This window comes from Methylobacterium sp. CCH7-A2 (assembly GCF_001557075.1).
In the GTDB taxonomy this organism is placed as follows: domain Bacteria; phylum Pseudomonadota; class Alphaproteobacteria; order Rhizobiales; family Beijerinckiaceae; genus Allobosea; species Allobosea massiliensis.
This window is the reverse complement of the sequence record NZ_LSKN01000183.1, coordinates 81739-104685: the sequence shown is the minus strand read 5'-3', so window position 1 is coordinate 104685 and position 22947 is coordinate 81739. Positions and strand designations below refer to the sequence as shown.

Below are 22947 nucleotides of genomic sequence, written 5' to 3'. Positions count from 1 at the left end.
CTGGCCCTGGCATCGGCCCTGTGCAACAAAACCGCGTCCCCGGCGTTTGAGCCGCTATCTGCTCCCGCCGGGAGCCCGAGGTCCCGCCTTTGCCCGATACCCACCTGTACCAAGCCGGGCTGCCGGTCACCGAAGCGACCTTCAAGATCCTGACCGATGTGATGCCGCAGATGGTCTGGTCGACGCGGCCGGACGGCTTCCACGATTACTACAACGAGCGCTGGTACGAGTTCACCGGCGTCCCGCGTGGTTCGACCGATGGCGAGGGCTGGGCCGGGCTGTTCCACGAGGAGGACCAGCCGGAAGCCTGGCGGCGCTGGCGCCATTCGTTGGCGACGGGCGAGGTCTATGAGGTCGAGTACCGGCTGCGCCACAATTCCGGACAGTATCGCTGGACGATCGGCCGCGCCCAGCCGGTGCGCGATGCGGAGGGACGGATTGTCCGCTGGATCGGCACCTGCACGGACATCCACGAGGCGAAGCTCGCGGCCGAAGCCAATGAATTGCTGAGCCACGAGCTCAGTCACCGCATCAAGAACATCTTCTCCGTGGTCGGCAGCCTGATCGCGCTCTCGGCCCGGGAGTTCCCGGAGGCCAAGGACTTCGCCGCCCAGTTCCGCGAGCGCGTCTCGGCGCTGGCGCGGGCCCATGAATTCGTGCGCCCCCACAGCGAGGCGTCGCAGCCGGTCATCGGCCGCACCACGATCAAGGGCCTGCTGGACAACCTGTTCTCGCCTTATCCGGCGGTGAGCGAGGGGCGGCTGACGGTGACGGGCGAGGACGCCACGGTCGACGACCGCGGCGCCACGCCGATCGCGCTGCTCTTCCACGAACTCGCCACCAACGCCGTCAAATATGGCGCGTTGTCCGCCGAAACCGGGAGAGTCGACATCGCGATCCGTCACGACGGCGACGAGATCATCCTGCGCTGGACGGAAACGGGCGGCCCCGAGATCGAGGGCGAGCCGGGCCGGACGGGATTTGGCACCCGGCTGGCGGAGATGAGCGTCGGCCGGCAGCTCGGGGGCCGCCTGACACGCGACTGGAAGCGCGAGGGGCTGGTCGTGGAGGTCGCGGTCGCGGCGGCGCGGTTGGCGCGGGATCTCGACTCCCAAGCCTGAAACGGGCTGCGAAGGTCAGAACACCCGCAGCCGGCTCGGCGGCTGGGCCGGTCTTCCAGCGGCGCGGCTCGTGACGTAATCGAGCAGTTCCGCCAGATCGCGGTCGGCCACCGGCTTGTCGAACACGCCGATCGCATTCTCGATCCGCTGCTGCAGCATGCGCGGATTGGCGGTGATGAAGACGACGGCGATGCCCAGATCGGCGAGCTTGGCCCCGACCGCAGGGCCAGTCGGCCCGTCGGCGAGATTGACGTCGACCAGCGCGACATCGGGCTCTTCGGTGGCGGCCAGCGCGAGCGCCTCCCGGGAGGTCGCGGCGATGCCGACGGGATGATGGCCGAGATCCTCGACGATCGCCTCCGTCTCCATGGCGATCAGGACCTCGTCCTCGACAATCAGAACTCTGGTGGACATGGGCTTCGGCTTCGGTGCTCCGCGGGCGCTTCTATATCGCGCGAAACGAACGATTGTTCCCACCGCGGCACCCTGCCGCAGCGGCAGTCAGGCGGCCCGCCGGGCGGCCACGAGCAGGCCGGGAACCGCAGCGCCACGGTCCTGACGCGTGCTGACGGGTTCGAGCGAGACGATCTCGAGCCCCGTTTCAGCAAGCCTCTGCCTCAACCAGCCCTCCGCATGCGCGAACCGCCGATCCTCACCCACCACCACGCCCTCGCCTTCGTGGCTCTGGACCGTGAAGATCAGGAGCCCGTCCAGAGACAGGACGCGGGCCGCCTGGGCGAAGGCCGGCCGCAATTCGCCGAGATAGACGAAGACGTCGGCCGCCAGCAGGAGATCGGCGCTGGCGTCTGGGCGGCTGGCGAGGAAAGCGGTGAGGCCCGCCACGGCGAGCTTGTCGTAGAGCGGCGAGCCATCGCCTTTCGTCTTGGCCCGAGCCCGCTCGATCATGCGCGGCGAGAGATCGCAACCGGCGAGGAAACCGGCCTCGTTTCGGATCGCCTCGCCCATCAGTCCGGTGCCGCAACCGAGGTCGAAGACGGTCGCGAACCGGAAGGCGCGGCCGGCGTTTTCACAGAGCCGAGCCAGCGTGGCCTTGATCAGTTCCGGAGCATTGTAGTGCAGCGCCTGCGTCAGATGGCTGTCGAACCGGTCGGCATAGCCATCGAAGAGCGTGCCGGAGAAATTCTCGGAGGTCGCGTCTTCGGCTGCCATCGCGCCGATCCGCGCGAGGTCGAGCCGAGCACCGAAATGGTCATTGGGGTCGAGCGTCAGGCATTGCCGCCAGGCGGTCGCCGCCTCCTCCTTGTGGCCCAGCGCCTCCTGCGCGAGGCCGTAGAGATGCCAGGCGGCGGTGAAGTGGTAGGCCTGCGCCAGCGTCTGGTCGAGGATCTCGACGCAGGCCTGCGCGTCTCCCTCCTTGAACGCAGCCTCGGCCCAGCCATAGCGGCGGTCCAGCGTCGGATCGCCGGAACTGGCGGAATGCGCGGTCGGGGCCTTTTCGATCATGCGCGCGGGTCTATCTGAGGAGTATGACGCTGGCCAGACGCAACGCGCCGGGGACGATGCGCCCCTCCGATCTGCTGATCCCGACGCCGGCCGGCCTCTGGTGCCCCCCGGCCGATGTCTACATCGACCCGGTGCGGCCGGTGGCGCGGGCGCTCATCACGCATGGCCATTCCGATCATGCCAGAGCCGGCCATGGCGCCGTGCTGGCGACGCGCGAGACCCTCGCCATCATGGCGCTGCGCTATGGCGAGGGCTTTACGGCTCAGCGACAGGAAGCCGTTCCGGGCGAGACGGTCCGGATCGGCGAGGTGGAATTCACCTTCGTGCCGGCCGGGCATGTGCTGGGATCGGCGCAGATCGTCGTCGAATGCGGCGGCCTGCGGATCGTCGCCTCCGGCGACTACAAGCGCGAGCGCGACCCGACCTGCGCCGGCTTCGAACCTGTGCCCTGCGACATCTTCATCACCGAGGCGACCTTCGGCCTGCCGGTCTTCCGCCACCCGCCCGCCCATGCCGAGGTCGGCAAGCTCCTGGAATCGGTCCGGCTCTTTCCCGAGCGAACGCATATCGTCGGCGCCTATTCGCTGGGGAAGGCGCAGCGCGTCATGGCCCTGATCCGCGAAGCCGGCTACGACCGCCCGCTCTATCTCCATGGCGCGATGGAGAAGCTGACCGAGTTCTACATCTCCGAAGGCGCGCAGCTCGGCGAGGTCCGCAAGGTCGTCGCCGCGGAGCGCAAGACGCTGGGCGGCGAGATCGTCATCTGCCCGCCGAGCGCAATCCAGGATCTGTGGGCGCGGAAGTTTCCCGATCCGGTGACGAGTTTCGCCTCAGGCTGGATGCGGATCCGCGCCCGCGCCCGCCAGAAGGGCGTCGAACTGCCCCTGATCGTCTCCGACCATGCCGACTGGGACGATCTCCAGGCCACCATCCGCGAGACGGGCGCTGGCGAGATCTGGGTCACTCATGGCGAGGCCGATGCACTCGTCCACTGGTGCACGAGCGTCGGCCTGCGCGCCAGGCCGCTGCATCTTGTGGGTTATGGTGATGAGGGCGAGGCCGAGGCTGCCGTGGAGGGCGCCGATGCCGTTCCGGTCTGAAGCGCTAGCGCGTCTGCGCGACGACGGGCCGGCCACCGGTGGTCAGAGAGACGAGACCCGCCGCCATGTCGCGGGCGAGGCAGTCATAACCCGCATCGCTCATATGGAAGCTGTCCGCCGCGAGCGCGGCCTTGAAGGCCTGGGCATCGGCATCGTGCCATTCCCGCATCGTCTCGTAGCGCGTGAACACGGGAACGCTCTCGCGCTTGGCGACGTCGGCGATTGCATCGACATAGGTTCGATAGCGCGCCGGCTCCCGGATGCCGGGAAAATACTGCGGGTCGAGCAGAGCGAGGCTGACGCCGGCGTTTTTCACCACGGCGATGCCGTCGGCGATCATCGCGCGGAAAGCCGCCATGTCGCCGCCGCGCACGGCGTCGTTGGTGCCGACCTGCCAGATCACCAGATCGTAGCGGCGCTCGCTCAGGGCTTTCTTCAACCGGAGCAATGTCTCGGGCGCAATCTCGCCGCCGATGCCGGCATTGGCCACGCTGACCTGGACGCGGGGCCACGCGGCCGACAGCAGGCTCTGCAGTCGCGCAGGGTAGCTCCTGTCGCGGCTGGTGGCGCCGACGCCTTCGGTCGAGGAGGAGCCGATCGCGAGGATGTCCAGCTTGCCGCCTGTTGCGATCCGTGGCGCCAGCGCGGTCAGCTTATGGTTCGGCGCGACGATCGGCGTTTCACGGCAGGTGAAGGCACCGGCCTGGGCGGCGCCCGACAGCGCAGTCGCCAGGGCAATGGCGAGGCCGGCAATCCGGATGGCAGCACGCATGGTCGGCATGTCCCCCTCAGCGATGGTCAGCCTGCGGGCGCCTTCATGAATGGAAACTGAATGATGCCAAGAGTTCGCCGCATTGGTAAACGCCGGCGCGGTCGGGGGACGCGCCGGTGAACCGCTTCGCCTGGCTGCTCGACCGGCTGGCCTATGAGCCGCGCCGCAACGCCAAGCTGGCGCTGATCGCGGACTATCTGCGCAGCACGCCCGATCCGGATCGCGGCCTCGCTCTGGCGGCGATGACCGGGGGGCTGGTCTTCCCCAACGCGAAATCCGGGCTCGTGCGGGCGCTGATCGCCGAGCGCACCGACCCGGTGCTGTTCGCGCTCTCCTATGACTATGTCGGCGACCTCTCGGAGACCGTCGCGCTGATGTGGCCGGCACGGCACGGCGCCAATGACGTGCCGCATCTGCCGGATGTCGTGGAAGGGCTGCGCAGCGTCGGCAAGACCGAATTGCCGCGTCTCGTCGCCTCCTGGCTCGACGCGCTCGACGAGACCGGCCGCTGGGCGCTGCTGAAGCTGATCACCGGCTCGTTGCGCATCGGCGTCTCCGCGCGCCTCGCCAAGACGGCCGCCGCAAGCCTCGGCGGCATCCCTGCCGATGAGGTCGAGCAGGTCTGGCACGGGCTCGAGCCGCCCTATGCCACGCTCTTCGCCTGGCTCGAGGGCAGGGGGCCGCGGCCCGAGGCCACCGATCCCGCGCCCTTCCGACCGGTGATGCTCTCGCACCCGATCGAGGACGGCGATTTCGACAAGATGAACCCGGCCGAATTCCAGGCCGAATGGAAATGGGACGGCATCCGCGTCCAGGCCGTCACCGGCACGCGACCGGATGGCGAGCGCGTCACGCGGCTGTTCTCGCGCACCGGCGAGGACATCGCCGCCGCCTTCCCGGACGTTGTCGAGGCGCTGACGCTGGACGGCGCGCTCGACGGCGAATTGCTGGTGCGGCGGGAGGCGGCCGTCCAGAGCTTCAACAGCCTGCAGCAGCGGCTCAACCGCAAGAGCGTCACCGCGAAGATGCTGCTCGAGCATCCCGCGCATATTCGCGCCTACGACCTGCTCGTCGATGGCGAGGAGGATCTGCGCGATCTGCCGCTCTCGGCGCGCAGGGCGCGGCTGGAGGCCTTCGTCGCGCGCCTCGACAGCCCGATCGTCGATCTCTCCCCGCCGATTGCGTTCCGCGACTGGGACGATCTCGCCGCCGCGCGCGCCGACCCTGCGATGGCCGGCGCCGGCGCCGATGCGGAAGCCGTCGAGGGCTGCATGATCAAGCGCCTCGACTCGCCCTATCTGCCGGGCCGCCCGAAAGGCCATTGGTGGAAATGGAAGCGCGAGGCCAGGCTCATCGACTGCGTGCTGATGTATGCCCAGCGCGGCCACGGCAAGCGCTCCTCCTTCTACTCCGACTTCACCTTCGGCGTCTGGCGTGCCAGCGAGGGCGGGGCGGACGAACTCGTGCCGGTCGGCAAGGCCTATTTCGGCTTCACCGACGAAGAACTGGTCGAACTGGACCGCTATGTCCGCAAGCACACGCTCAACCGCTTCGGGCCGGTCCGCGAGGTCACGCACACTGTCGAGAGCGGTCTCGTCTTCGAAGTCGCCTTCGAAGGGCTGCAGCGCTCGACCCGCCATAAGTCGGGCGTCGCCATGCGCTTTCCCCGGATCAGCCGTATCCGCTGGGACAAACCGCCCCGCGAGGCGGACCGGATCGAGGCGCTGGAGGCGCTGCTGCCGTCGAATGGCTGATTGCGCGCCGCCGCCGGATGGTTCACAGCCTGCCCGTCGGCAGCCCGCGCCGACGGCTTGAACCGGTGCCCGATTGAGGCACAATGCGGGCCGGGCATGAGGATGGGATCCCATGAAACGACAGCCGTCGACACGGATCGTCATCGCGGATGATCATCCGCTCTTCCGCGGCGCCCTGCGCCAGGCCGTCTCCACCGCGCTCGAAGGCGCCGATGTCAGCGAGGTCGGCTCGCTGGAGGCGCTGACCGAGGCGCTCGACAGCGGCGGCGACGCCGATCTCGTCTTGCTCGATCTCACCATGCCGGGCGTGCAGGGCTTTTCCGGGCTGCTCTTCCTGCGGGCGGACCATCCCGAGATCCCGGTCATCGTGGTCTCCGCCAATGACGATCCGGCCGTGATCCGCCGCTGCATCGAGTTCGGCGCGCTCGGCTTCCTGCCCAAGACGGCCGATGTCGAGCAGATGGGCGAGGCGATTCGCGCCGTGCTCGACGGCGGCGTCTGGACGCCTCCGGGCGTCGATCTCACTGCGCCGGTCGAGGCCGAGACGGCGACGATGGTGCGCAACCTCTCGACGCTGACGCCCCAGCAGGTGCGCGTGCTGATGATGCTGTCGGAGGGGCTGCTCAACAAGCAGATCGCCTATGAGCTCGGTGTCTCCGAGGCGACGGTCAAGGCGCATGTCTCGGCGATCCTGACCAAGCTCGACGTCGACAGCCGCACCCAGGCCGTCATCGCCGCCGCCAAGATCGCCGGCACCGCCTGGGCCACGGCCGGAGCCTCCGCCACCTCCTGACCGGCCAGTGGGTTGACAGCCCGTTCAGCCGGGGTTCAACCACCCGGGCGTCTTCTCGACGCGAGAGGACTTGGGATTTTAGGGTATGGCCAACGGCAGGATCGAACGCTTTCTCGGCGGCTCGCCGCTCGGCGTGCTCGTGCGGCTGCTCTTCATCTCGCTGCTCGTCGGCGCGGCGATGGCCTTTCTGGACCTCTCGCCCCGCGCGCTCTTCGATGCTGCGGCCCGCTTCGTCCGCTCGCTCGGCGATCTCGGCTTCGGTGCGCTGCGCGAGGTCGGCCAGTGGATCATCGGCGGCGCGCTGATCGTCGTGCCGCTCTGGCTGCTGTCGCGGCTCTTCGCAGCGCGCCGCTGAGCGGAGCGCCGGCTCAGCCCGGCAGTGCCCTGAGCGCCGCGCCGAGGCAGACGATCAGCATGATGGCCGGCAGCGCCCAGCGCAGGTGATAGCGCAGTGCCGTGGCCTCGGCCGTCCAGCGCCCCTGCGGCGTGGCGATGACGACGGCCAGCGCGATCTCGAACATCAGTACCGCCACGAGATAGAGGTAGCCGAGCGAGATCATCTCGGCGATCGGCGTGTTCAGCGAGATCGAACCCGGGAAGCTCGATTCGAAGGTGAAGCTGATCGCCGCCAGAGCGAGCAGCGAGGAGAAGATCAGCCCGCCCTTGTCCTGCTCCTTGAGGCCGGGCGACCACAGCACGAAGAGCGAAACCGCCAGCACGGCGATGATCGGTACGAAGACGCGCAGCACATAGCGCTGTGCGTCCCGCGCCATCGTGACCGTGGCATTCAGCCGCGAATAGGAGCGCGCGTTCCAGCCCATGGCCGGCTCGCTGGTGAAGCGCAGGCCGATCGGGCGCCAGTCGACGACCGACGGTGTGGCATCGACGCCCGAGAATTGCCGATCCGCCTCGGTGGTGACGATCACCGCCTCCTGCTGCGGGTAGCGCGGCAGCGAGAGCGACAGCGTCAGCCTCTGCTGGTCGAAGGGGAAGGCGTCCATGTTCATGCGAAAACGGAAATCGCTCTCGAACCGCTCGATCAGCATGACCTCGCCATGGGCGTGGACCGACAGCGCGACGCTGCGCGAATCCTTGTCGCCGATCTGGTTGTCGAGCGTCAGGCCCGGCGTCCAGATCGTCTTCAGATACTCGTCCGCCTCGTCCCCGACCCGGTCGTCCCTAGCGAGGCCGCGCGCGATGGCATCGAAGGAAAGCCGCGGATCCTGCCAGCGTTGGGTCAGTTCGACTTGGAGGCGCCCTTGGCCGGCGACCTCCTTGATCTCGAGCACGTTGAGGACGCGCAAAGCGACCCGGACCCGCACCGGCAGTTCGACGCTTTGCGGCAGACCCGTGCGGGAGGCGGCCGCCTCCTCGGCGGAGGCTCCCGCCACCGAGGCGATCAGCAGCGCAGCGATCAGCAGCAGGCGATGCATCACGCGTCCCGCCGCCGGCGCGCCAGCACGAGGAAGCCGACGAAGGCGACGATGCCGCCGCAGAGCGCGATGACCCAGAGCTCCGTCGTCAGTCGCCGCCAGTCCGAGCTGGGCTCCTCCTTCAGCATGATCGCCATGCCGATGAGCCGGCCTGAGAAATCGACCAGCGGCTGCGCCATCACGCCATAGCTCTGGCCGTCGAGCCGGCGCGTGGCGACCTCGACATCCCGCACGGGCTTCGTCGGAACGGCGCGCAGGAAGCGCGCGAACAAGGCCTCATTGGTCGAGGCCATGATCGAAAGATCGCCGATGGAGGGCAGCTTGGGGTCGAGCGCGACACCGCTGAGGGAGGCGGCGGCCACCACGGCGATCTCGGTATTGGTCGCCGTCTTCACCAGGTCCAGCATGGGGCGGATGTCGAGACCGGCCTCGACGCTGCCCAGCAGCGCGCCGCCCTGCTCGATCGGCGCGACGCCGCGGATGCCGATGCCGGCGATGCCGATCTCGACGCCGGTCTGGGAGCGTCGCAGCCGGTTGGCGGCGACAACCATGGCGCGGAAGCCGGAGATGTCGTCGCCATGCTGGTCAGGCCGGTGCATCCGCAGCAGGTAGCGCAGGTCGGGCGAGTGATAGCCGAAGATCTGCACGCTCGCCTGGCGGCTGAGGTACTGGTAGGCGTCCTTGGATAGGGCTTCCAGCCGGGCGCGGTCGCCGGCGGCCAGGGCTTCGCGGATCTGGGGATTGCGCGCGAAGGTCTCCGCCAGGGCAAGCGAGAATTTCGCCGCCTGGTCGAGATTGGCGTCGAGCAGCGAGCCGACGAGCCGCATCTGTGCCGCCCGATCGCGATCCGCGACGCGCTCCACGCTCTCGTGCTGGTGCCAGAGCATGGCCCCGAGAATGAGCCCGATCAGCACCGCGGGCGCGAGTGCGCTCGCCGCAAGCCTCTTCCAGTCGATGATCGGCAAGGCCCCCGCCTTTCGCTATCCCGCCGCACCCGGGCGGCGATGACGGCGGTAGGCATCTGTCGTCGCAGGGTGCGGGAGGCCCGATAGGCCAGGTCGCGGGCGGCGGCAAGAGGCCGCGGCCCGAATGCCGATCGCAATCGCCGCTACAGACCCTTGCCCGCGGCGATGGCGGCGGCATCGCGCCCCACCAGCGCGGCGAGCTTCGGCAGCCCGGCGCGGCGCGCTTCGGCTGCCAGTCCCGCCTTGATCGTCCTCACCAGCCCGGGGCCATGAAACACCATGGCTGAGTAGAACTGCACGAGATCCGCACCGGCTCGGATCTTGGCGAAGGCGGTTTCGGCCGAGTCGATGCCGCCGACACCGATCAGCGGGAACTGCCGCTCGACCCGCAGGAAGGCCTCGGCCAGCAGCCGCGTCGAGCCGGTGAAGAGCGGCTTGCCCGAGAGGCCGCCGGCTTCCCCCCTGGACGGGCTGCGCAGGCTCTCCGGCCGCGCGATGGTGGTGTTGGAGACGATGAGCCCGTCGATTTGGCGCTTGCGCGCGACCGCGATCATGCCGTCGAGTTCCGGCAGGGTGAGATCGGGCGCGATCTTCAGCAGCAGCGGCGTTGGGCGCCCGCCCGCTGCTGCCTCGTCACGCGCGTCCAGGGCCCGGGCGATCAAATCGTCCAGCGCGGCCTCTGCCTGCAGATCACGCAGCCCCGGCGTGTTGGGGGACGAGACATTGACGGTGACGAAGTCGGTCAGGGGTGCGAGCCTGCGTGTCAGCACCGCATAATCGGCCGCCCGGTCGGCCGACTCCTTGTTGGCCCCGAGATTGACCCCGACGATGCCGCCTCGCGCCCGCCGGGCCGCCAGGCGCTGCGCCACGGCCTCCATACCGTCGCTGTTGAGGCCGTAGCGGTTGATCACGGCCGCATCCTCGACCAGCCGGAAGACGCGCGGCTTCGGGTTGCCGGGCTGGGGCAGGGGGGTGACTCCGCCGACCTCGACGAAGCCGAAGCCGAGGCCGAGCGCCCCGTCCACCGCCTCGGCATGCTTGTCGAAGCCCGCCGCGAGACCGACCGGATTGGAGAAGGACAGGCCGAAGGCTTCCGTCGCGAGGACAGGATCATCCGGCGCTGGCCTCAGTGCGGGGGCGGCCGCCAGCGCCGCGACCGTCAGGCGGTGCGCGGTCTCGGCATCCATCTTGTGGATCAGCGGCCGGGCGAGATGGAAGAGCGAGCCGATCACGCAATGTCCTCCGGAATGACGGGGCTGCCGTCGCTGCCCTGGGCCAGCGGCACCACCCAGCGCACGACGCGCGGATCGAGCGGCGCATAGAGATGCGGGAACAGTGCCCCGCCCCGCGACGGCTCGTAGCGCAGGGCCGCGCCGAGCGTATCGCCCTCCACCGCGATCAGCAGCAGATCGCTCTGTCCGGCGAAGTGCTTGGCTGCCGTCTCGCGCAGCTGCCCGCCGGTCGAGAAATGGATGAAGCCGTCGGTGAGGTCGATCGCCGCGCCGTGGAAACGGCCCGCGGCCTCGGCCTCGCGCCAAAGGCTGGCGGGGCAGATCTTGTAGATGAGCGGCACGGGGCGACCTCGGCGAATGACGGTTGCGGACGGCTTAGCGGCTGTCAGGAGGCTTCGCCAATTTTTCTCGTCGCCCGCGGCAGAAATCAGATTGATGTCTTAGGGAATAGGGGATATTTCCTATTCTTATCCCCGGCCAAGGCAACATCCCACGCGAGGTGTGCGGTGCTCTCCCACGACCAGATCTGGAGCGCGATCGACGCCCTTGCCCAGCGTTATGGCTTCACCGCCTCGGGTTTGGCCCGAAAGGCCGGGCTGGACGCCACCACCTTCAACCGCTCCAAGCGGATCGGCCCTGACGGACGCGAGCGCTGGCCCTCGACCGAATCGATCGCGAAGATCCTGGCCGCCACCGGTGCCTCGTTGGACGAGTTCATGAGCGTGGTGATGCGCCGTGGCGCGGCGCCCTCCCGAACCATCCCGCTGATCGGCTTCGCCCAGGCTGGCTCGGGCGGCTTCTTCGACGATGGCGGCTTTCCCGTCGGCACCGGCTGGGAGGAAGTCGCCTTTCCCGGCGTCGCCGACGAGAAGGCCTACGCGCTGGAGATTTCCGGCGATTCGATGCTGCCGCTCTATCGCGACGGCGACACCATCATCGTCTCGCCGACGGCGACGGTGCGCCGGGGCGACCGCGTCGTGGTCAAGACGATCGAGGGCGAGGTGCTGGCCAAGCAGCTCAAGCGCCAGACGGCGAAGACGGTCGAGCTCGCTTCGCTCAATCCCGAGCATGGCGACCGCGTCCTGCCGCTGGCGGAGATCGCCTTCATGGCCCGCGTGATCTGGGCGAGCCAGTAGGCGGCCCTCAGGCCGCGACCGTCCGCGGGGCCGGCAGCGTCACCTTGAACACCGCCCCGATCTCCGAAGGCTCGAGCGCGATCGTGCCGCCATGCAGCCGGACCAGCTCGGCCGCGATGGCGAGGCCGAGGCCGGTGCCGCCCGGTGTCGCCGAGCCGCGGAAGGCCTGAAACAGATTGGCCCGGGCCCGCTCGGGCACGCCCGGTCCGTTATCGGTGACGCGCAGCACGACGGAGCCGTTGTCGCGTGTGGCATGAACGGCCAGCAGCGGGCGCCCGCCGGGCTCAGTGCCGGCTTCGGTGAGTGCCTGAACCGAGTTGCGCATCAGATTGAGCAGGACGCGGGCCATCTGGTCGGGATCGCAGGGGGCGACCAGATCGGCCGGGACCTCGTTGCTGAAGCTCACCTGCGCCGCTTCGGCCAGACCCAGCAGCTCGGCCTGCTCCGCCACCAGCTGGCGCAGCAGGACCTCCCGTAGCACCGGCGTTGCCTCCGCCGCACGGCCATAGGCCAGCGTCGCCTGACAGAAATCGATAGCGCGGCCGAGAGTCGCGATCAGCCGCGGCGCGAAGCGCTTGATCTTGGCGTCGCGCGTTTCGGTCAGCCGGTCCGACATCAGCTGCGCGGCGGCCAGCATGTTGCGCAGGTCGTGATTGATCTTGCTGACGGCGAGCCCGAGCTCCGCGAGATGCTTCTTGGTCCGCAGCTCCCCCGCCAGCGTCATCTGCATGCGCGCCAGGGCACGCTGCGCCTCGCCGATCTCGTCCGCTCGCCGCGTCGGCTCGATGATCCGATGCGGATTTTCGGGATCGACCTCGAACTCCATGACATTCGCCGCCAATTGCCGGATCGGCCCCACGATCATCCAGTTCAGCGCGACATAGACTGCCACGGCCGTCAGACCCGAGATCACCAGCGAGATCAGCAGGAGATTGACCGAGAACTTGAGCATCGCCCGCCGCAGCGGGGCCTCGTCGATGACGATTTCCACGAAATCCGCCCCGCCGACGGCCTCGCCGATGACACGGATCGGCATCTGTGCCGGCAGGATGAGCGTTTCCATCGCCTCCCCGATGGCGCCGAACCAGCCCAGGCTGCGCAGGTCGACCGTGCGCGAAACCGCAGCGGGCGGCATCGAATCGAGGCTGAGCAGGCGCCGCGCCCCACCGACACGCGCCGCGATCGCGCGCGCGCCGACGCCCATCAGCAGCCGATTCTCGCTGCCCTCCGGCAGCCCGTCCTCCGGGGCGCCCTCGAGGACGAGTACGGCAACCTGCGCCGCCGCCAAGCGGTCGTTCAGCCAGTTGCGCCGGAAATTGGCGACGGACGGCAGATAGATCAGCACCTCCGCCACCATGACGAAGAGCACCGTCAGCACGAGCAGCTTCGCCGACAGGCCGAGCCGCGTCAGCCCGCGCGGCAGGCTGACGGAGATCGGCTCGCTGTCCCGTCCCTGGGGCTCCATCGCCGTCGATCCTAGCCGAGCCGACGCAGCCAGCCGATGAGGCGCCGCAGCCCCGGCCTGGTCGCGAGCGGGGTCAGGAAGGATGTCGCTGCGCGCTTCGACACCTCGGCCAGTGAAGGTTGCGGCACCGGCAGCGCGGCCATGTCCTGCACGCTCCGCCCCGCCGCCAGCGCCACGCTCCAGCTCGCGATCAATTCGCCGGCCTGCGGCCCGACGATCGTAGCGCCCAGCAGCCTGCCTTTGGTGTCGGTCAGGATCTTCACGAACCCTTCCGTCTGTCGGCCGGCCTGGGCGGCGTCGCTCTCCGCATAGGGCCAGCGTAGGACGCGCACCTCGCCCCGCCGCTGCGCCTCCGCCTCGCTCAGCCCGACATGACCGATCACCGGCTGGGTGAGGGTGACGCGCGGGATCGCGTCCGGATCGAAGCGCCCGCGCTGCCGGAACAGCGCATTGCGCAGCACCAGCCGCGCCTGCTCTTCTGCGCCCCCCGCGCCGCCCGTGGCGCCGGCAGCGCAATCGCCGATCGCATAGACCCGACGGTTGGTGCAGCGCAGGCCGGCATCGACCCGGATGCCTTCGGCGCTGGCGGCGACGCCTGCCAACTCGAGATCCAGCCCCGCGATGTCCGGGACGCGTCGACCGGCGACCAGGATGTGATCGGCCTCGACGACCGCCTCCGATCCCTCGCCCTCGCCCGTCAGCACGAGGCGCAGGCCCTTCTTGAAGGTCTCCGCCCGCAGGATCGTCCTCTTCTCGTGCAGCGAGACGCCCTCCCGCAGCAAGGTCCGCCGCAGGATCGCCACGGCCTCGGGATCCTCGTCCGGCAGCAGCCCCGCAGGCTCGACCAGCGCGACGCGGCTGCCCAGCCTCGCCAGAGCCTGCGCAAGGGCTGCGGCCGAGGGCGCGCCACCGAGCACAATGAGACTCTCCGGCCGGCGGGTCAGGCTGGCCAGGCTCTCTTCGGTCAAATGCGGCAGGTCGGCGAGCCCAGGAATGTCGGGCAGGGCGCTTCGCGCACCCGTCGCGACCACGAAGCGACGGGCCTTGATCGTCTGCTCGCCTACGACGACTGTGCTGCGGCTGACGAACCGCGCCTCGCCGGAAACCACGGTGGCTCCCAGTGCCGTCAGCCGCTCGGCCGAGACGTTCGGCCGGCGCGCCGCGATGACCCGCTGGACATGGTCGTGCAGAGCCGGGTCTCGGATCTCGGGTTCGCCGACGACGAGGCCGAAGCGCCCGGCCTCGCGGATGGCCTGGGCCCGGGCGCCTGCACTGGCGAGAGCCGCGATGGCGCTGCTGCCGGTCTCCCCGCCCATCCGGTCGCGTTCGACCAGCACCACGGGCACGCCGAAGGCGGCGGCGGCGGTGGCCACCGCAAGTCCGGCCGTGCCGGCGCCGATGACGCAGAGGTCCGGCGCCAGCAGCGCCGGCGGAGCAGCGGCGGCCGTCTCGCTCAAGCGCCGGCCCGCCAGTCGAGGGGCGCAAGCGAGCCGTCGTCGGGTCGGATCATGCTGTCTCCCGCAATCCGGAACGAATCCACCTCTCGCTGATGGGGTGTCGTCGGAGCGGAATCAAGACCACATCGGCGGTTACACGCCGTTTCGCGCCACTTCCGCGCCGAAAGGCCGCGCGCTGGGCGGTGGCTCAGGCGACGTGGCGTTTGGCCTCGGCAAGACTGGCGACCGGCGCCGGCTTGCCGAAGAAATACCCCTGGGCCCGCTGGGCGCCGAGCAGTTGCACGGCGATGCGCTGCTGCTCCGTTTCCACGCCTTCGACGACGACGTTCATGGAAAGCCGCCGCGCCAACTGGCACACCGCCTCGATGATCGCTTTCGAGGCCTCGCTCGACTGCACCGTCTTGGTGAAGCTCTGGTCGATCTTCACCTGTGCGAAGGGGTAGGTCGAGAGGTAGCCGAGCGAGGAGTAGCCCGTTCCGAAATCGTCCAGCGCGAAGGTCACGCCCAGCATCCGCAGCTCGTCGATGACCCCGAGCGTCGTCTTGTTGTCCTCGATCAGCAGCGACTCCGTGACCTCGAGCGTCAGGCGCTGCGAGTTCAGATTGGAGGCGATCAGCGCGTTCTTGACCGTCTCGACGATCCTTCGCGGCTCGCGAAACTGCAGCGGCGAGATGTTGACGGAGACGCCGACATGCTTCTCCCAGGAGGCGGCGTCCTTGCAGGCCTGCCGGATCGCCCAGTCACCGATGGTCGCGATCAGGCCCGATTGCTCGGCCACCGGAATGAACTGCCCCGCCGGCACCATGCCGCGGACGGGATGGCGCCAGCGCATCAGTGCCTCGCGCGAGACCACCTCGCCCGTGCGCAGGTCGATGATCGGCTGGTAGTAGAGCTCGAGCGAGCCGTCCTCGCAGGCCTTGCGCAGATCGACCTCGAGCTCGTGACGCTCAGTCATCTCCTCGGCCATCGTCGGGTCGAAGAACATCAGCGTGTTGCGGCCGGCGGCCTTGGCCTTGTAGAGCGCCGTATCGGCATGGCGCAGCAGATCCGCGGGCGAGGCGCCGTCGGCGGGCGCCATCGCGATGCCGATGCTGGCGGTGACGTAGACGGTCTTGTTGTCGAGCCTGAACGCCTTGGCCATCGCGTCGATCATGCGCTGCGCGATCGCGGTGACCACCAGATGGTTGGCGGCGGGCAGGATCAGCAGGAACTCGTCGCCGCCGAAGCGGGCCAGGACATCGCTTCCCCGGATCGCGCCGCGCAGGCGCTCCGCCGTCTCGACGAGCACGCGGTCGCCGACATCGTGACCAAGGCTGTCATTGACCTGCTTGAAGCCGTCGAGATCGACATAGAGCAGCGCGAACGGCTCGCCCGTGCGGTCGAGCCGCGCGAAGGCCTCCGCGATGTTGGCATTGTACTCGAAGCGGTTGGCGAGCCCGGTCAATTCGTCGAAACGCGCCATCTGCTCGATCCGCGCCTCGGTCGCCTTGCGCTCGGTCGCATCCTCCGTCGACATCAGGACGCCGCCCTCGGCCGCCGGCGCGAAGGTGACCACCAGAACCCGCCCCGCGCGCGTCTGGATTTCGCGGCTGGTCGTCATCTGCGTCGCCTGGACCTCGGCCAGCGCTTCCTTGAGGTCACGCAGCTGCCCCGCGGCGACGACCTGTCGTTCGACGAGGAACCGGGCGATCGCGGTGATCGGCGTGCCTGGCAGGGCGAGCGTCTCCGGCAGGCCGTAGAGCGCGAGATGGGGGGCGTTGCTGACGGCGAGCTTGAGATCGCGGTCGAACATCGCCAGCCCGTGGATCATGGTGTTGAGCGCGGCATCCAGCGTCAGGTTCTGCGAATGCAGCGCGGAGGCCAGCGCCTTCGACTGCTTCGTCGCATCGCTGAGCGCGAGGAGATTGCGATGCAGCGAATTGGTGATGGCGATGTTCGCCGCCACATACAGAAAGGCGAAGTAGCCGATATACTGATAATAAGGATTGTGGGCCTGGATGAGGCCGAATGCCATCGGCACGCAGAAGGTCAGAAGCTGTACGGCGACGAATTTGGGCCGACCGGCATTGCGCGAGACATAGCCGGAGGCGATCGCGATCGTCGATGCGACCGAGGTGATATGGGCGGCCGGATCGTCGGTCTGCGCCAGCGCCGCATAGCAGCTGTAGCCGAGCACGGCGCTGAAGGCGGTGGCGCCGAGGAAGTAATCGCGGTCCCAGCGCCGCGTCTCGTCATAGCCGTCGCGCGAATGGTCGGTGCGCCGATAGGAGACGAAGGTCGCCAGCCGCAGCAGCACGATCAGCGCCACCAGGATCGTGAGCGCTTCGAAGACGACGAGACCGGTCGAAATCCAGCACAGGAGCGGGGTCAGGATGCCGGCGACGCCGCCGGGAATGATCGAGGCGGGTGATGAGAACAGGGAGGCGACCAGCAGCGCGTAGCTGGGCTGATCGAAGTCCTCGCCGGGACGACGCAGTCTGGCGTTCCACCAATCCTTCAGCGCGCCCGCCATCTCTTCTCGTCCCGCCGGTCGCTGATGCGCCTCGTTTGCGACGCCCGCACATGTCTCCCGCTTTAAAGTTTTAGACGCTCAGAGGTAAATGTTTGGTGTTCCGGCGGCGCCGCATTGAGCGCGACGCTGCGACGGTCAGAAACTGAGCTGCAGATCCTGGCCCACGACTGGGCGCTGATACATGCGCGCGAGCATGCGATCCTGGGTCTGTGCGATGCGCTGCAGCTTCGAGATCGCGCTCGGGCTCAGCCGCAGCATGCAGTCGGTCCAGATTTGGCTGAGCTGGGCGAGTTCTTCCTGCAGGTCGCCGGCGCGGCGGTTGAAGGCCGAAAACAGCGCCGTCTTGGCTGCATGCATGGGCAGGGAATCATGCGCATACTTGCGGATCCAGGCCTCGCCCGTGCCGGTTGGGACGACGGCTTCGAGTCCGCCCGCCTCCATGAACGCCTGCGCGCTCATCTCCTCGCCCGACATGAGCATCCGTTCCGCCGCCCGCGCCCCCATCCGGCGCGAAAGGATCGCGACGGCGGTAATCGGGAAGTGGTTGAACTTGATCTCGGGATAAACGAACGACGCCTGCTCTTCCGCGATCATCACATTGCAGGAGCGCGGGGCGTCGATGCCGCCGCCGATCGCCTTGGCGTGGATCGTCGAGAGCGTCACCACAAGCCCGTTCAGACCGCTCGCATTCATCACGGCACCGGCGGCCGAGAGCCGGGCATACTCGGCCAGGGCCGCACGGTCGTTCTTCGCCAGGCAGTCCAGATAGAAATCGAGATCACCGCCGAGCGTGAAGAACGGGCCGGTGCCGCGGAAGGCCAGGAAGCGCACCGGCGCGCGGTGATACTGGTCCGGCGCGCCCCACAGAGCCATGATCGCGCTCTGGATTTTCACCAGGCTGTCGAGCAGCTGCAGCGTGAAGACCGGCTTCAGCTCGGGCCGGATCGTGACCCAGAGCGTCTTGATCTCGGGCTCATAGGAAAGCTGCGTCTCGGGAAGGAAACCCGCCCGGTGACGGATCGCGTCGATGACCTCGCAGCTATCGAGCACCGCTGCGGGAGTGGCATTCACGACCGAAGCAACCGACTGGAACATGCTGCTGATCCCGTACCGCTAGCGAGGAGCGCGATGCCGCCAAGCTACGCGAAGTTAACAAACTGTAAATGAAAACCCGAACAGATGGTTAATCTTGTTAACCAATATTACCTAACGTCAGGTGTTTGCTTGCGGATCTGTATCGAATTGGCACGGAGACGGGCCGATGTCTTGCCGCAGGCAAGCGGCATGCCGGCGCTCGGCCACGCTTGTCGAAAAGCGGCGATGCGGCTAACGATGCGCCGCGATTTCGCCGCGTTGCCAGCGTTGAAACCGGTTGCCGAGTCGTTGCCGTGAACCGCCAGACATCCGCAGAAGACGAGAAACGGGCGCGCCTCGCCGCCGCCCTCCGGGAGAACCTGAAGCGCCGCAAGGCTCAGGCCCGGGCCCGTCGTGTGGAGGGGGCGGCCGTGGAGGCGGACGAAGCGCCGCAAGCCCAGGCCGACCCAGACCGGTCCTGACACCGACTTCCTCGCGCCCGGCCATTCGCCCGGGCCTCAGCAGGACCTGACGATGGACAAGATCCGCATCACCGGCGGCCAGCGCCTTGACGGCGCCATCCCGATCTCCGGCGCCAAAAACGCCGCCCTGCCGCTGATGATCGCGAGCCTGCTCACCGACGAGACGCTGACGCTCGCCAATGTGCCGCGCCTCTCCGATGTCAGCGCGCTCTCGCGCATCCTCTCCAATCATGGCGTCGATCGTTCGATCGCAGGCAAGCGCATCGGTCAGTCGGCCGAGACGGGCCAGACCATCGCGCTGACCGCAAGGCAGATCGTCGACACCTGCGCGCCCTACGAACTTGTCTCGACGATGCGGGCGAGCTTCTGGGTCATCGCGCCGATCCTGGCCCGCATGGGTGAGGCAAAGGTGTCCCTGCCCGGCGGCTGCGCCATCGGCACCCGCCCGGTCGATCTGCTGCTGATGGCGCTGGAGCGGCTGGGTGCCGAGATCGAGATCGAGAACGGCTACGCCATCGCGCGCGCGCCGCGCGGCCTGCGGGGCGCCGAGATCGTCTTCCCGAAGGTCACGGTCGGCGGAACCCACACCGCGCTGATGGCCGCGGTCCTCGCTCAGGGAACGACCGTGATCGAGAACGCTGCTCGCGAGCCGGAGATTGCGGATCTCGCCGCCTGCCTGTCCAAGATGGGGGCGAAGATCGAGGGTGCCGGCACGAGCCGGATCGTGGTGACGGGCGTGGCGCGACTGGGCGGTGCCCATCACGCGGTGCTGCCCGATCGGATCGAGGCCGGGACCTACGCCATGGCGGTCGCGATGACGGGCGGCGATGTGGTGCTCGAAGGCGCCCGACCCGAACTGCTCCAGTCGGCGCTGGACGTGCTGGTTCAGGCGGGGGTCGACATCTCCACGACGAATGAGGGCATCCGCGTCCGCCGTAACGGCCGGCCGCTCGAGGCGGTCGACATCGCGACCGATCCTTTCCCCGGCTTCCCGACGGACCTCCAGGCCCAGTTCATGGCGCTTATGACCAAGGCGAAGGGCACCTCGCGCATCCGCGAGACGATTTTCGAAAACCGCTTCATGCATGTGCAGGAGCTAGCGCGCCTCGGCGCGAAGATCCGCCTGGAGGGCGATGCCGCCCATGTCGAGGGCGTGGCGAAGCTGACGGGCGCCCCCGTGATGGCCACCGATCTGCGCGCCTCCGTCTCGCTCGTGATCGCCGGCCTCGCCGCCGAGGGCGAGACCACCATCAACCGTGTCTATCACCTGGACCGTGGTTTCGAGGCGCTGGAAGCGAAGTTGACCCGGTGCGGCGCCAAGGTCGAGCGCCTGAGCGGTTGACGCGCGCGGGCGGCACCGCCAGAACACAGGCCATGTCGGACGATGCCGCAGACCCCCTGAAGCTCATCGCGCTCGATGCCGATGACCTCGCCGTGATGTCGGCCCATCTGCAGGATGCTGTCCTGAAGGTGGCGGACATCGTCTGGCTGCCGGCCGAGAAGCGTTTCGCACTCGCCGCCCGTCGCTTCGACTGGGAGGGGGCTCCGCGCGGCCAATACCGGCGCCGGCTCACCGCGCTTCATTTCGATCGCGTCCTGGCCGTGCGCAGCACCGGCATCGACAAGCAGATCCCCGACCGTGTGCTGAGCCTGCTGGCGATCGCCTTCACCGGCAGCGACGGGCCGGAGGGCGATGTGACGCTGCATTTTTCGGACGGCGCCGCGATCCGCCTCGCCGTCGAATGCGTCGAGGCGCAGATGAAGGATCTCGGCCCTGTCTGGGAAGCCCTGGCCAAGCCGGAACATCCCGACGGTCCCTGAGCCGAAACTCTCTCCCGCCTGCGAACCACCCAGCCGACCAGCACCTCCGGGGACAGCGATGCCGATCAGGCTCGACGACAGCACCGCCGATTTCGAAAGCGCGTTCCGGGACCTGCTGTCGGCCAAACGCGAGGTCTCCGAGGAGGTCGATCGCGTGGTGGCGGACATCATCGCGGCGGTCAGGGAGCGCGGTGATGCCGCGGTCATCGACTACACGCGGCGCTTCGACGAACTCGGGCTGACGGAAGCGACATTGCGCGTGCCGGCGGCCGAGATCGACGCCGCCGTCGCGGCCTGCTCGCCGGCGCAGATCCAGGCTCTCGAAACCGCGCGCGACCGCATCGAGGCTTATCACGCCCGCCAGAAACCGCAGGATGCCTGGTTCACCGATGCGGCGGGCGTCGAGAGTGGCTGGCGCTGGAGCGCCGTCGAGGCGGTGGGCCTCTATGTGCCCGGCGGTACGGCGAGCTACCCCTCATCCGTGCTGATGAACGCCGTGCCGGCCAAGGTAGCGGGCGTCGATCGGGTGGTGATGGTGGCGCCGACGCCGCGGGGCGAGACGAACCCGCTTGTGCTGGCCGCGGCGCGGCTCGCCGGCGTCGACGAAATCTACCGCATCGGCGGGGCGCAGGCCGTCGCGGCGCTCGCCTATGGCACCGCCACGATCGCGCCGGTCTCGAAAATCGTCGGTCCCGGCAACGCCTATGTCGCCGCCGCCAAGCGCCGGGTTTTCGGCCAGGTCGGCATCGACATGATCGCTGGTCCCTCGGAGGTGTTGATCGTCGCCGACGCGACCGCCAATCCGGACTGGATTGCCGCCGATCTTCTGGCACAGGCGGAGCATGACGCGTCCGCCCAGTCGATCCTCATGACAGATGATGCGGCTTTGGCGGACCAGGTCGAACGGGCCGTCGAGGCACAGCTGCGCACGCTGCCGCGCGCGGCGATCGCTGGAAAAAGCTGGTCTGATTTCGGCGCGATCCTGCTCGTCGCCGATCTCGAGGCTTCCGTGCCGCTGATCGACCGGATGGCGCCGGAGCATCTCGAGATCATGACCGCGGAGCCGGAGCGCCTGTCCGGGCTGATCCGCAATGCCGGCGCGATCTTCCTCGGCGGCCATACGCCCGAGGCGGTCGGCGATTATGTCGGCGGGCCCAATCATGTGCTGCCGACGGCCCGCTCCGCCCGCTTCTCCTCGGGCCTCGGCGTGCTCGACTTCATGAAGCGGACATCGCTGCTGAAATGCGGCCCCGAGTCCCTGCGCGCGCTCGCGCCGGCTGCCGCCGCGCTGGCGGAGGCGGAGGGCTTGCACGCTCACGGGCGTTCCGTGACGATCAGGCTGAATCTCTGAGGTCACGCCTCGGAGCGGCAGACCGCCATGGCGGAACCGGAGGGACCGATGCCCCAGGCCGAGACACCCGCGAAGCAGTGCCTCGTCGGCGTGACGCTGGATCCCTCCTCGCTGGGCGGCGGCTCGGCCGATCAGGAGCATGAGCGGGCCGTCGCGATCTATGATCTGATCGAGCGCAACCGCTTCGTCCTGCCCGGCCATGAGGGCGGCCCCTATCTCGCCCATCTCGCCATGGTCGAGCGCCGGCTCGTCTTCGAAATCCGCGAGGCCGACGGCGCGCCGGTGATCACGCACCATCTCTCGCTCACGCCGTTCCGCCGCATCGTCAAGGACTATGCGATGGTCTGCGAAAGCTATTACGCCGCCATCCGCACCGCCACGCCCTCGCAGATCGAGGCCATCGACATGGGCCGGCGCGGCCTCCACGACGAGGCCGCCGGCATCCTCGTCGAGCGTCTCGCGGGCAAGGTCGAGATCGATTTCGATACGGCGAGGCGGCTCTTTACGCTGATCTACGCGTTGCACTGGAAGGGCTGAGGCTTGGAGCCGCCCGCATCGCGAAAGGTTCAGAGCGTGCTCTTCATGTGCGCGCACAACGCCGTTCGCTCGCCGATGGCGGAGGCGATGGCGAAGCACTTCTTCGGCAAGTCGGTCTATGTCCAGTCGGCCGGCGCGCGGCGGGGTGAGGTCGATGCCTTCGCGCTCGCGGCCCTCGACGAGATCGGCATCGACGCCCACAAGCACAAGCCGAAATCGATCGAGGAACTCGAGGAGTGGGAGGGGCTCAACTTCGACCTCATCGTCTCGCTATCGCCCGAGGCGCATCACCGCGCCCTCGATCTGACGCGCACCGTCGCCGCCGAGGTCGAGTACTGGCCGACCGTCGATCCGACGGCCGTCCAGGGCTCTCGCGACCAGATGATGGATGCCTATCGCGAGGTTCGGGACGGGCTGATGCGCCGCATCAAGGAGCGGCTCGCGCGCTGAGGCCGATCGGTACCTGTCGCGCCCCTCC

The 22947-nt window shown here is 68.5% G+C and carries 22 protein-coding genes; 11 read left to right on the top strand and 11 right to left on the bottom strand.

Translation table 11 applies throughout. The features are described 5' to 3' along the window. The first annotated feature begins 89 nt into the window (after positions 1 to 89). On the top strand, positions 90 to 1121 hold the full coding sequence (locus tag AX750_RS14345) for a PAS domain-containing protein (RefSeq protein ID WP_067254477.1): 1032 nt from the start codon (positions 90 to 92) through the stop codon (positions 1119 to 1121). 15 nt (positions 1122 to 1136) lie between these two features. Here the strand turns inward: AX750_RS14345 and AX750_RS14340 are convergent, their stop codons facing one another. Next, positions 1137 to 1535 carry a response regulator gene (locus AX750_RS14340; RefSeq protein WP_067254474.1) on the bottom strand — a complete coding sequence of 133 codons (399 nt, stop codon included), beginning with the start codon at positions 1533 to 1535 and terminating at the stop codon, positions 1137 to 1139. An 87-nt stretch (positions 1536 to 1622) separates the two neighbouring features. Next, positions 1623 to 2585: a methyltransferase domain-containing protein gene (locus AX750_RS14335; RefSeq protein ID WP_067254471.1), complete on the bottom strand. Its 963-nt coding sequence runs from the start codon at positions 2583 to 2585 to the stop codon at positions 1623 to 1625. Positions 2586 to 2608: 23 nt separating this feature from the next. Between AX750_RS14335 and AX750_RS14330 the strand changes: the two genes are divergently transcribed. Then, positions 2609 to 3685 carry a ligase-associated DNA damage response exonuclease gene (locus AX750_RS14330; RefSeq protein ID WP_245282399.1) on the top strand — a complete coding sequence of 359 codons (1077 nt, stop codon included), beginning with the start codon at positions 2609 to 2611 and terminating at the stop codon, positions 3683 to 3685. Between the two features lie 4 nt (positions 3686 to 3689). Here the strand turns inward: AX750_RS14330 and AX750_RS14325 are convergent, their stop codons facing one another. After that, on the bottom strand, positions 3690 to 4457 hold the full coding sequence (locus AX750_RS14325) for an SGNH/GDSL hydrolase family protein (protein WP_197426511.1): 768 nt from the start codon (positions 4455 to 4457) through the stop codon (positions 3690 to 3692). Positions 4458 to 4573: 116 nt separating this feature from the next. Here AX750_RS14325 and AX750_RS14320 point away from each other — a divergent pair, with 116 nt between their 5' ends. The 3 genes from AX750_RS14320 to AX750_RS14310 all read left to right on the top strand — a co-directional run bounded on the left by AX750_RS14320 (position 4574) and on the right by AX750_RS14310 (position 7359). Then, the gene (locus tag AX750_RS14320; RefSeq protein ID WP_066716830.1) at positions 4574 to 6211 is read left to right on the top strand and encodes a cisplatin damage response ATP-dependent DNA ligase; all 1638 of its coding nucleotides are present in this window, start codon (positions 4574 to 4576) and stop codon (positions 6209 to 6211) included. A 112-nt stretch (positions 6212 to 6323) separates the two neighbouring features. After that, positions 6324 to 7004: a response regulator transcription factor gene (locus tag AX750_RS14315; RefSeq protein WP_066716828.1), complete on the top strand. Its 681-nt coding sequence runs from the start codon at positions 6324 to 6326 to the stop codon at positions 7002 to 7004. Positions 7005 to 7089: 85 nt separating this feature from the next. Further along, positions 7090 to 7359, top strand: coding sequence for a DUF6460 domain-containing protein (locus tag AX750_RS14310; RefSeq protein ID WP_066716827.1), 270 nt, complete (start codon positions 7090 to 7092; stop codon positions 7357 to 7359). A 13-nt stretch (positions 7360 to 7372) separates the two neighbouring features. Here AX750_RS14310 and AX750_RS14305 read toward each other — a convergent pair whose 3' ends face one another. From AX750_RS14305 to AX750_RS14290, 4 genes are all read right to left on the bottom strand, one after another. After that, positions 7373 to 8437, bottom strand: a complete 1065-nt coding sequence (locus tag AX750_RS14305; protein ID WP_066716825.1) for a neurotransmitter-gated ion-channel ligand-binding protein — start codon at positions 8435 to 8437, stop codon at positions 7373 to 7375. Continuing rightward, on the bottom strand, positions 8437 to 9402 hold the full coding sequence (locus AX750_RS14300) for a cache domain-containing protein (RefSeq protein ID WP_066716823.1): 966 nt from the start codon (positions 9400 to 9402) through the stop codon (positions 8437 to 8439). The genes AX750_RS14305 and AX750_RS14300 overlap by 1 nt, the downstream gene beginning before the upstream one ends. Positions 9403 to 9545: 143 nt before the next feature. Beyond that, positions 9546 to 10634 carry a quinone-dependent dihydroorotate dehydrogenase gene (locus AX750_RS14295; protein WP_066716821.1) on the bottom strand — a complete coding sequence of 363 codons (1089 nt, stop codon included), beginning with the start codon at positions 10632 to 10634 and terminating at the stop codon, positions 9546 to 9548. Further along, the gene (locus AX750_RS14290) at positions 10631 to 10975 is read right to left on the bottom strand and encodes a DUF952 domain-containing protein (RefSeq protein WP_066716813.1); all 345 of its coding nucleotides are present in this window, start codon (positions 10973 to 10975) and stop codon (positions 10631 to 10633) included. The genes AX750_RS14295 and AX750_RS14290 overlap by 4 nt, the downstream gene beginning before the upstream one ends. 165 nt (positions 10976 to 11140) lie before the next feature. Here AX750_RS14290 and AX750_RS14285 point away from each other — a divergent pair, with 165 nt between their 5' ends. Continuing rightward, positions 11141 to 11770 (top strand): helix-turn-helix transcriptional regulator, encoded by a 630-nt coding sequence (locus AX750_RS14285; RefSeq protein WP_066716806.1) that lies wholly within the window; start codon positions 11141 to 11143, stop codon positions 11768 to 11770. Positions 11771 to 11777: 7 nt separating this feature from the next. Here the strand turns inward: AX750_RS14285 and AX750_RS14280 are convergent, their stop codons facing one another. The 4 genes from AX750_RS14280 to AX750_RS14265 all read right to left on the bottom strand — a co-directional run bounded on the left by AX750_RS14280 (position 11778) and on the right by AX750_RS14265 (position 18299). Further along, a complete protein-coding gene (locus AX750_RS14280) occupies positions 11778 to 13235 on the bottom strand; it encodes a HAMP domain-containing sensor histidine kinase (protein ID WP_066716805.1) in 1458 nt (485 codons plus the stop codon). Positions 13236 to 13246: 11 nt separating this feature from the next. Continuing rightward, a complete protein-coding gene (locus AX750_RS14275; protein WP_066716803.1) occupies positions 13247 to 14692 on the bottom strand; it encodes an FAD-dependent oxidoreductase in 1446 nt (481 codons plus the stop codon). Positions 14693 to 14879: 187 nt separating this feature from the next. Next, entirely contained in the window at positions 14880 to 17204 is a 2325-nt protein-coding gene (locus tag AX750_RS14270; RefSeq protein WP_066716801.1) for an EAL domain-containing protein, read from the bottom strand. A gap of 135 nt (positions 17205 to 17339) precedes the next feature. Beyond that, positions 17340 to 18299: an enoyl-CoA hydratase-related protein gene (locus tag AX750_RS14265; protein WP_066716799.1), complete on the bottom strand. Its 960-nt coding sequence runs from the start codon at positions 18297 to 18299 to the stop codon at positions 17340 to 17342. Between the two features lie 513 nt (positions 18300 to 18812). Between AX750_RS14265 and murA the strand changes: the two genes are divergently transcribed. From murA to AX750_RS14240, 5 genes are read left to right on the top strand one after another with little or no spacing between them, the layout of a single operon-like run. Beyond that, entirely contained in the window at positions 18813 to 20102 is a 1290-nt protein-coding gene (gene murA / locus AX750_RS14260) for a UDP-N-acetylglucosamine 1-carboxyvinyltransferase (RefSeq protein WP_066716797.1), read from the top strand. Between the two features lie 32 nt (positions 20103 to 20134). Further along, complete coding sequence (locus tag AX750_RS14255; protein ID WP_066716795.1) at positions 20135 to 20581, top strand: DUF2948 family protein; 447 nt, start codon at positions 20135 to 20137, stop codon at positions 20579 to 20581. Between the two features lie 58 nt (positions 20582 to 20639). After that, positions 20640 to 21932 (top strand): histidinol dehydrogenase, encoded by a 1293-nt coding sequence (hisD, locus tag AX750_RS14250; protein ID WP_066716793.1) that lies wholly within the window; start codon positions 20640 to 20642, stop codon positions 21930 to 21932. A gap of 48 nt (positions 21933 to 21980) precedes the next feature. Beyond that, complete coding sequence (locus tag AX750_RS14245) at positions 21981 to 22469, top strand: UPF0262 family protein (RefSeq protein ID WP_066716852.1); 489 nt, start codon at positions 21981 to 21983, stop codon at positions 22467 to 22469. Positions 22470 to 22514: 45 nt separating this feature from the next. After that, on the top strand, positions 22515 to 22919 hold the full coding sequence (locus tag AX750_RS14240; RefSeq protein WP_066716791.1) for an ArsC family transcriptional regulator: 405 nt from the start codon (positions 22515 to 22517) through the stop codon (positions 22917 to 22919). The last annotated feature ends 28 nt before the right edge of the window (positions 22920 to 22947 follow it).

Coding starts and splice junctions, on each gene's coding strand:
- AX750_RS14340 (WP_067254474.1), bottom strand. CDS start 1,535: ATGTCCACCAGAGTTCTGATTGTCGAGGACGAGGTCCTGATCGCCATG.
- AX750_RS14335 (WP_067254471.1), bottom strand. CDS start 2,585: ATGATCGAAAAGGCCCCGACCGCGCATTCCGCCAGTTCCGGCGATCCG.
- AX750_RS14330 (WP_245282399.1), top strand. CDS start 2,609: ATGACGCTGGCCAGACGCAACGCGCCGGGGACGATGCGCCCCTCCGAT.
- AX750_RS14325 (WP_197426511.1), bottom strand. CDS start 4,457: ATGCGTGCTGCCATCCGGATTGCCGGCCTCGCCATTGCCCTGGCGACT.
- AX750_RS14315 (WP_066716828.1), top strand. CDS start 6,324: ATGAAACGACAGCCGTCGACACGGATCGTCATCGCGGATGATCATCCG.
- AX750_RS14310 (WP_066716827.1), top strand. CDS start 7,090: ATGGCCAACGGCAGGATCGAACGCTTTCTCGGCGGCTCGCCGCTCGGC.
- AX750_RS14305 (WP_066716825.1), bottom strand. CDS start 8,437: ATGCATCGCCTGCTGCTGATCGCTGCGCTGCTGATCGCCTCGGTGGCG.
- AX750_RS14280 (WP_066716805.1), bottom strand. CDS start 13,235: ATGGAGCCCCAGGGACGGGACAGCGAGCCGATCTCCGTCAGCCTGCCG.
- AX750_RS14270 (WP_066716801.1), bottom strand. CDS start 17,204: ATGGCGGGCGCGCTGAAGGATTGGTGGAACGCCAGACTGCGTCGTCCC.
- AX750_RS14265 (WP_066716799.1), bottom strand. CDS start 18,299: ATGTTCCAGTCGGTTGCTTCGGTCGTGAATGCCACTCCCGCAGCGGTG.
- murA (WP_066716797.1), top strand. CDS start 18,813: ATGGACAAGATCCGCATCACCGGCGGCCAGCGCCTTGACGGCGCCATC.
- AX750_RS14255 (WP_066716795.1), top strand. CDS start 20,135: ATGTCGGACGATGCCGCAGACCCCCTGAAGCTCATCGCGCTCGATGCC.
- hisD (WP_066716793.1), top strand. CDS start 20,640: ATGCCGATCAGGCTCGACGACAGCACCGCCGATTTCGAAAGCGCGTTC.
- AX750_RS14245 (WP_066716852.1), top strand. CDS start 21,981: ATGCCCCAGGCCGAGACACCCGCGAAGCAGTGCCTCGTCGGCGTGACG.
- AX750_RS14240 (WP_066716791.1), top strand. CDS start 22,515: ATGTGCGCGCACAACGCCGTTCGCTCGCCGATGGCGGAGGCGATGGCG.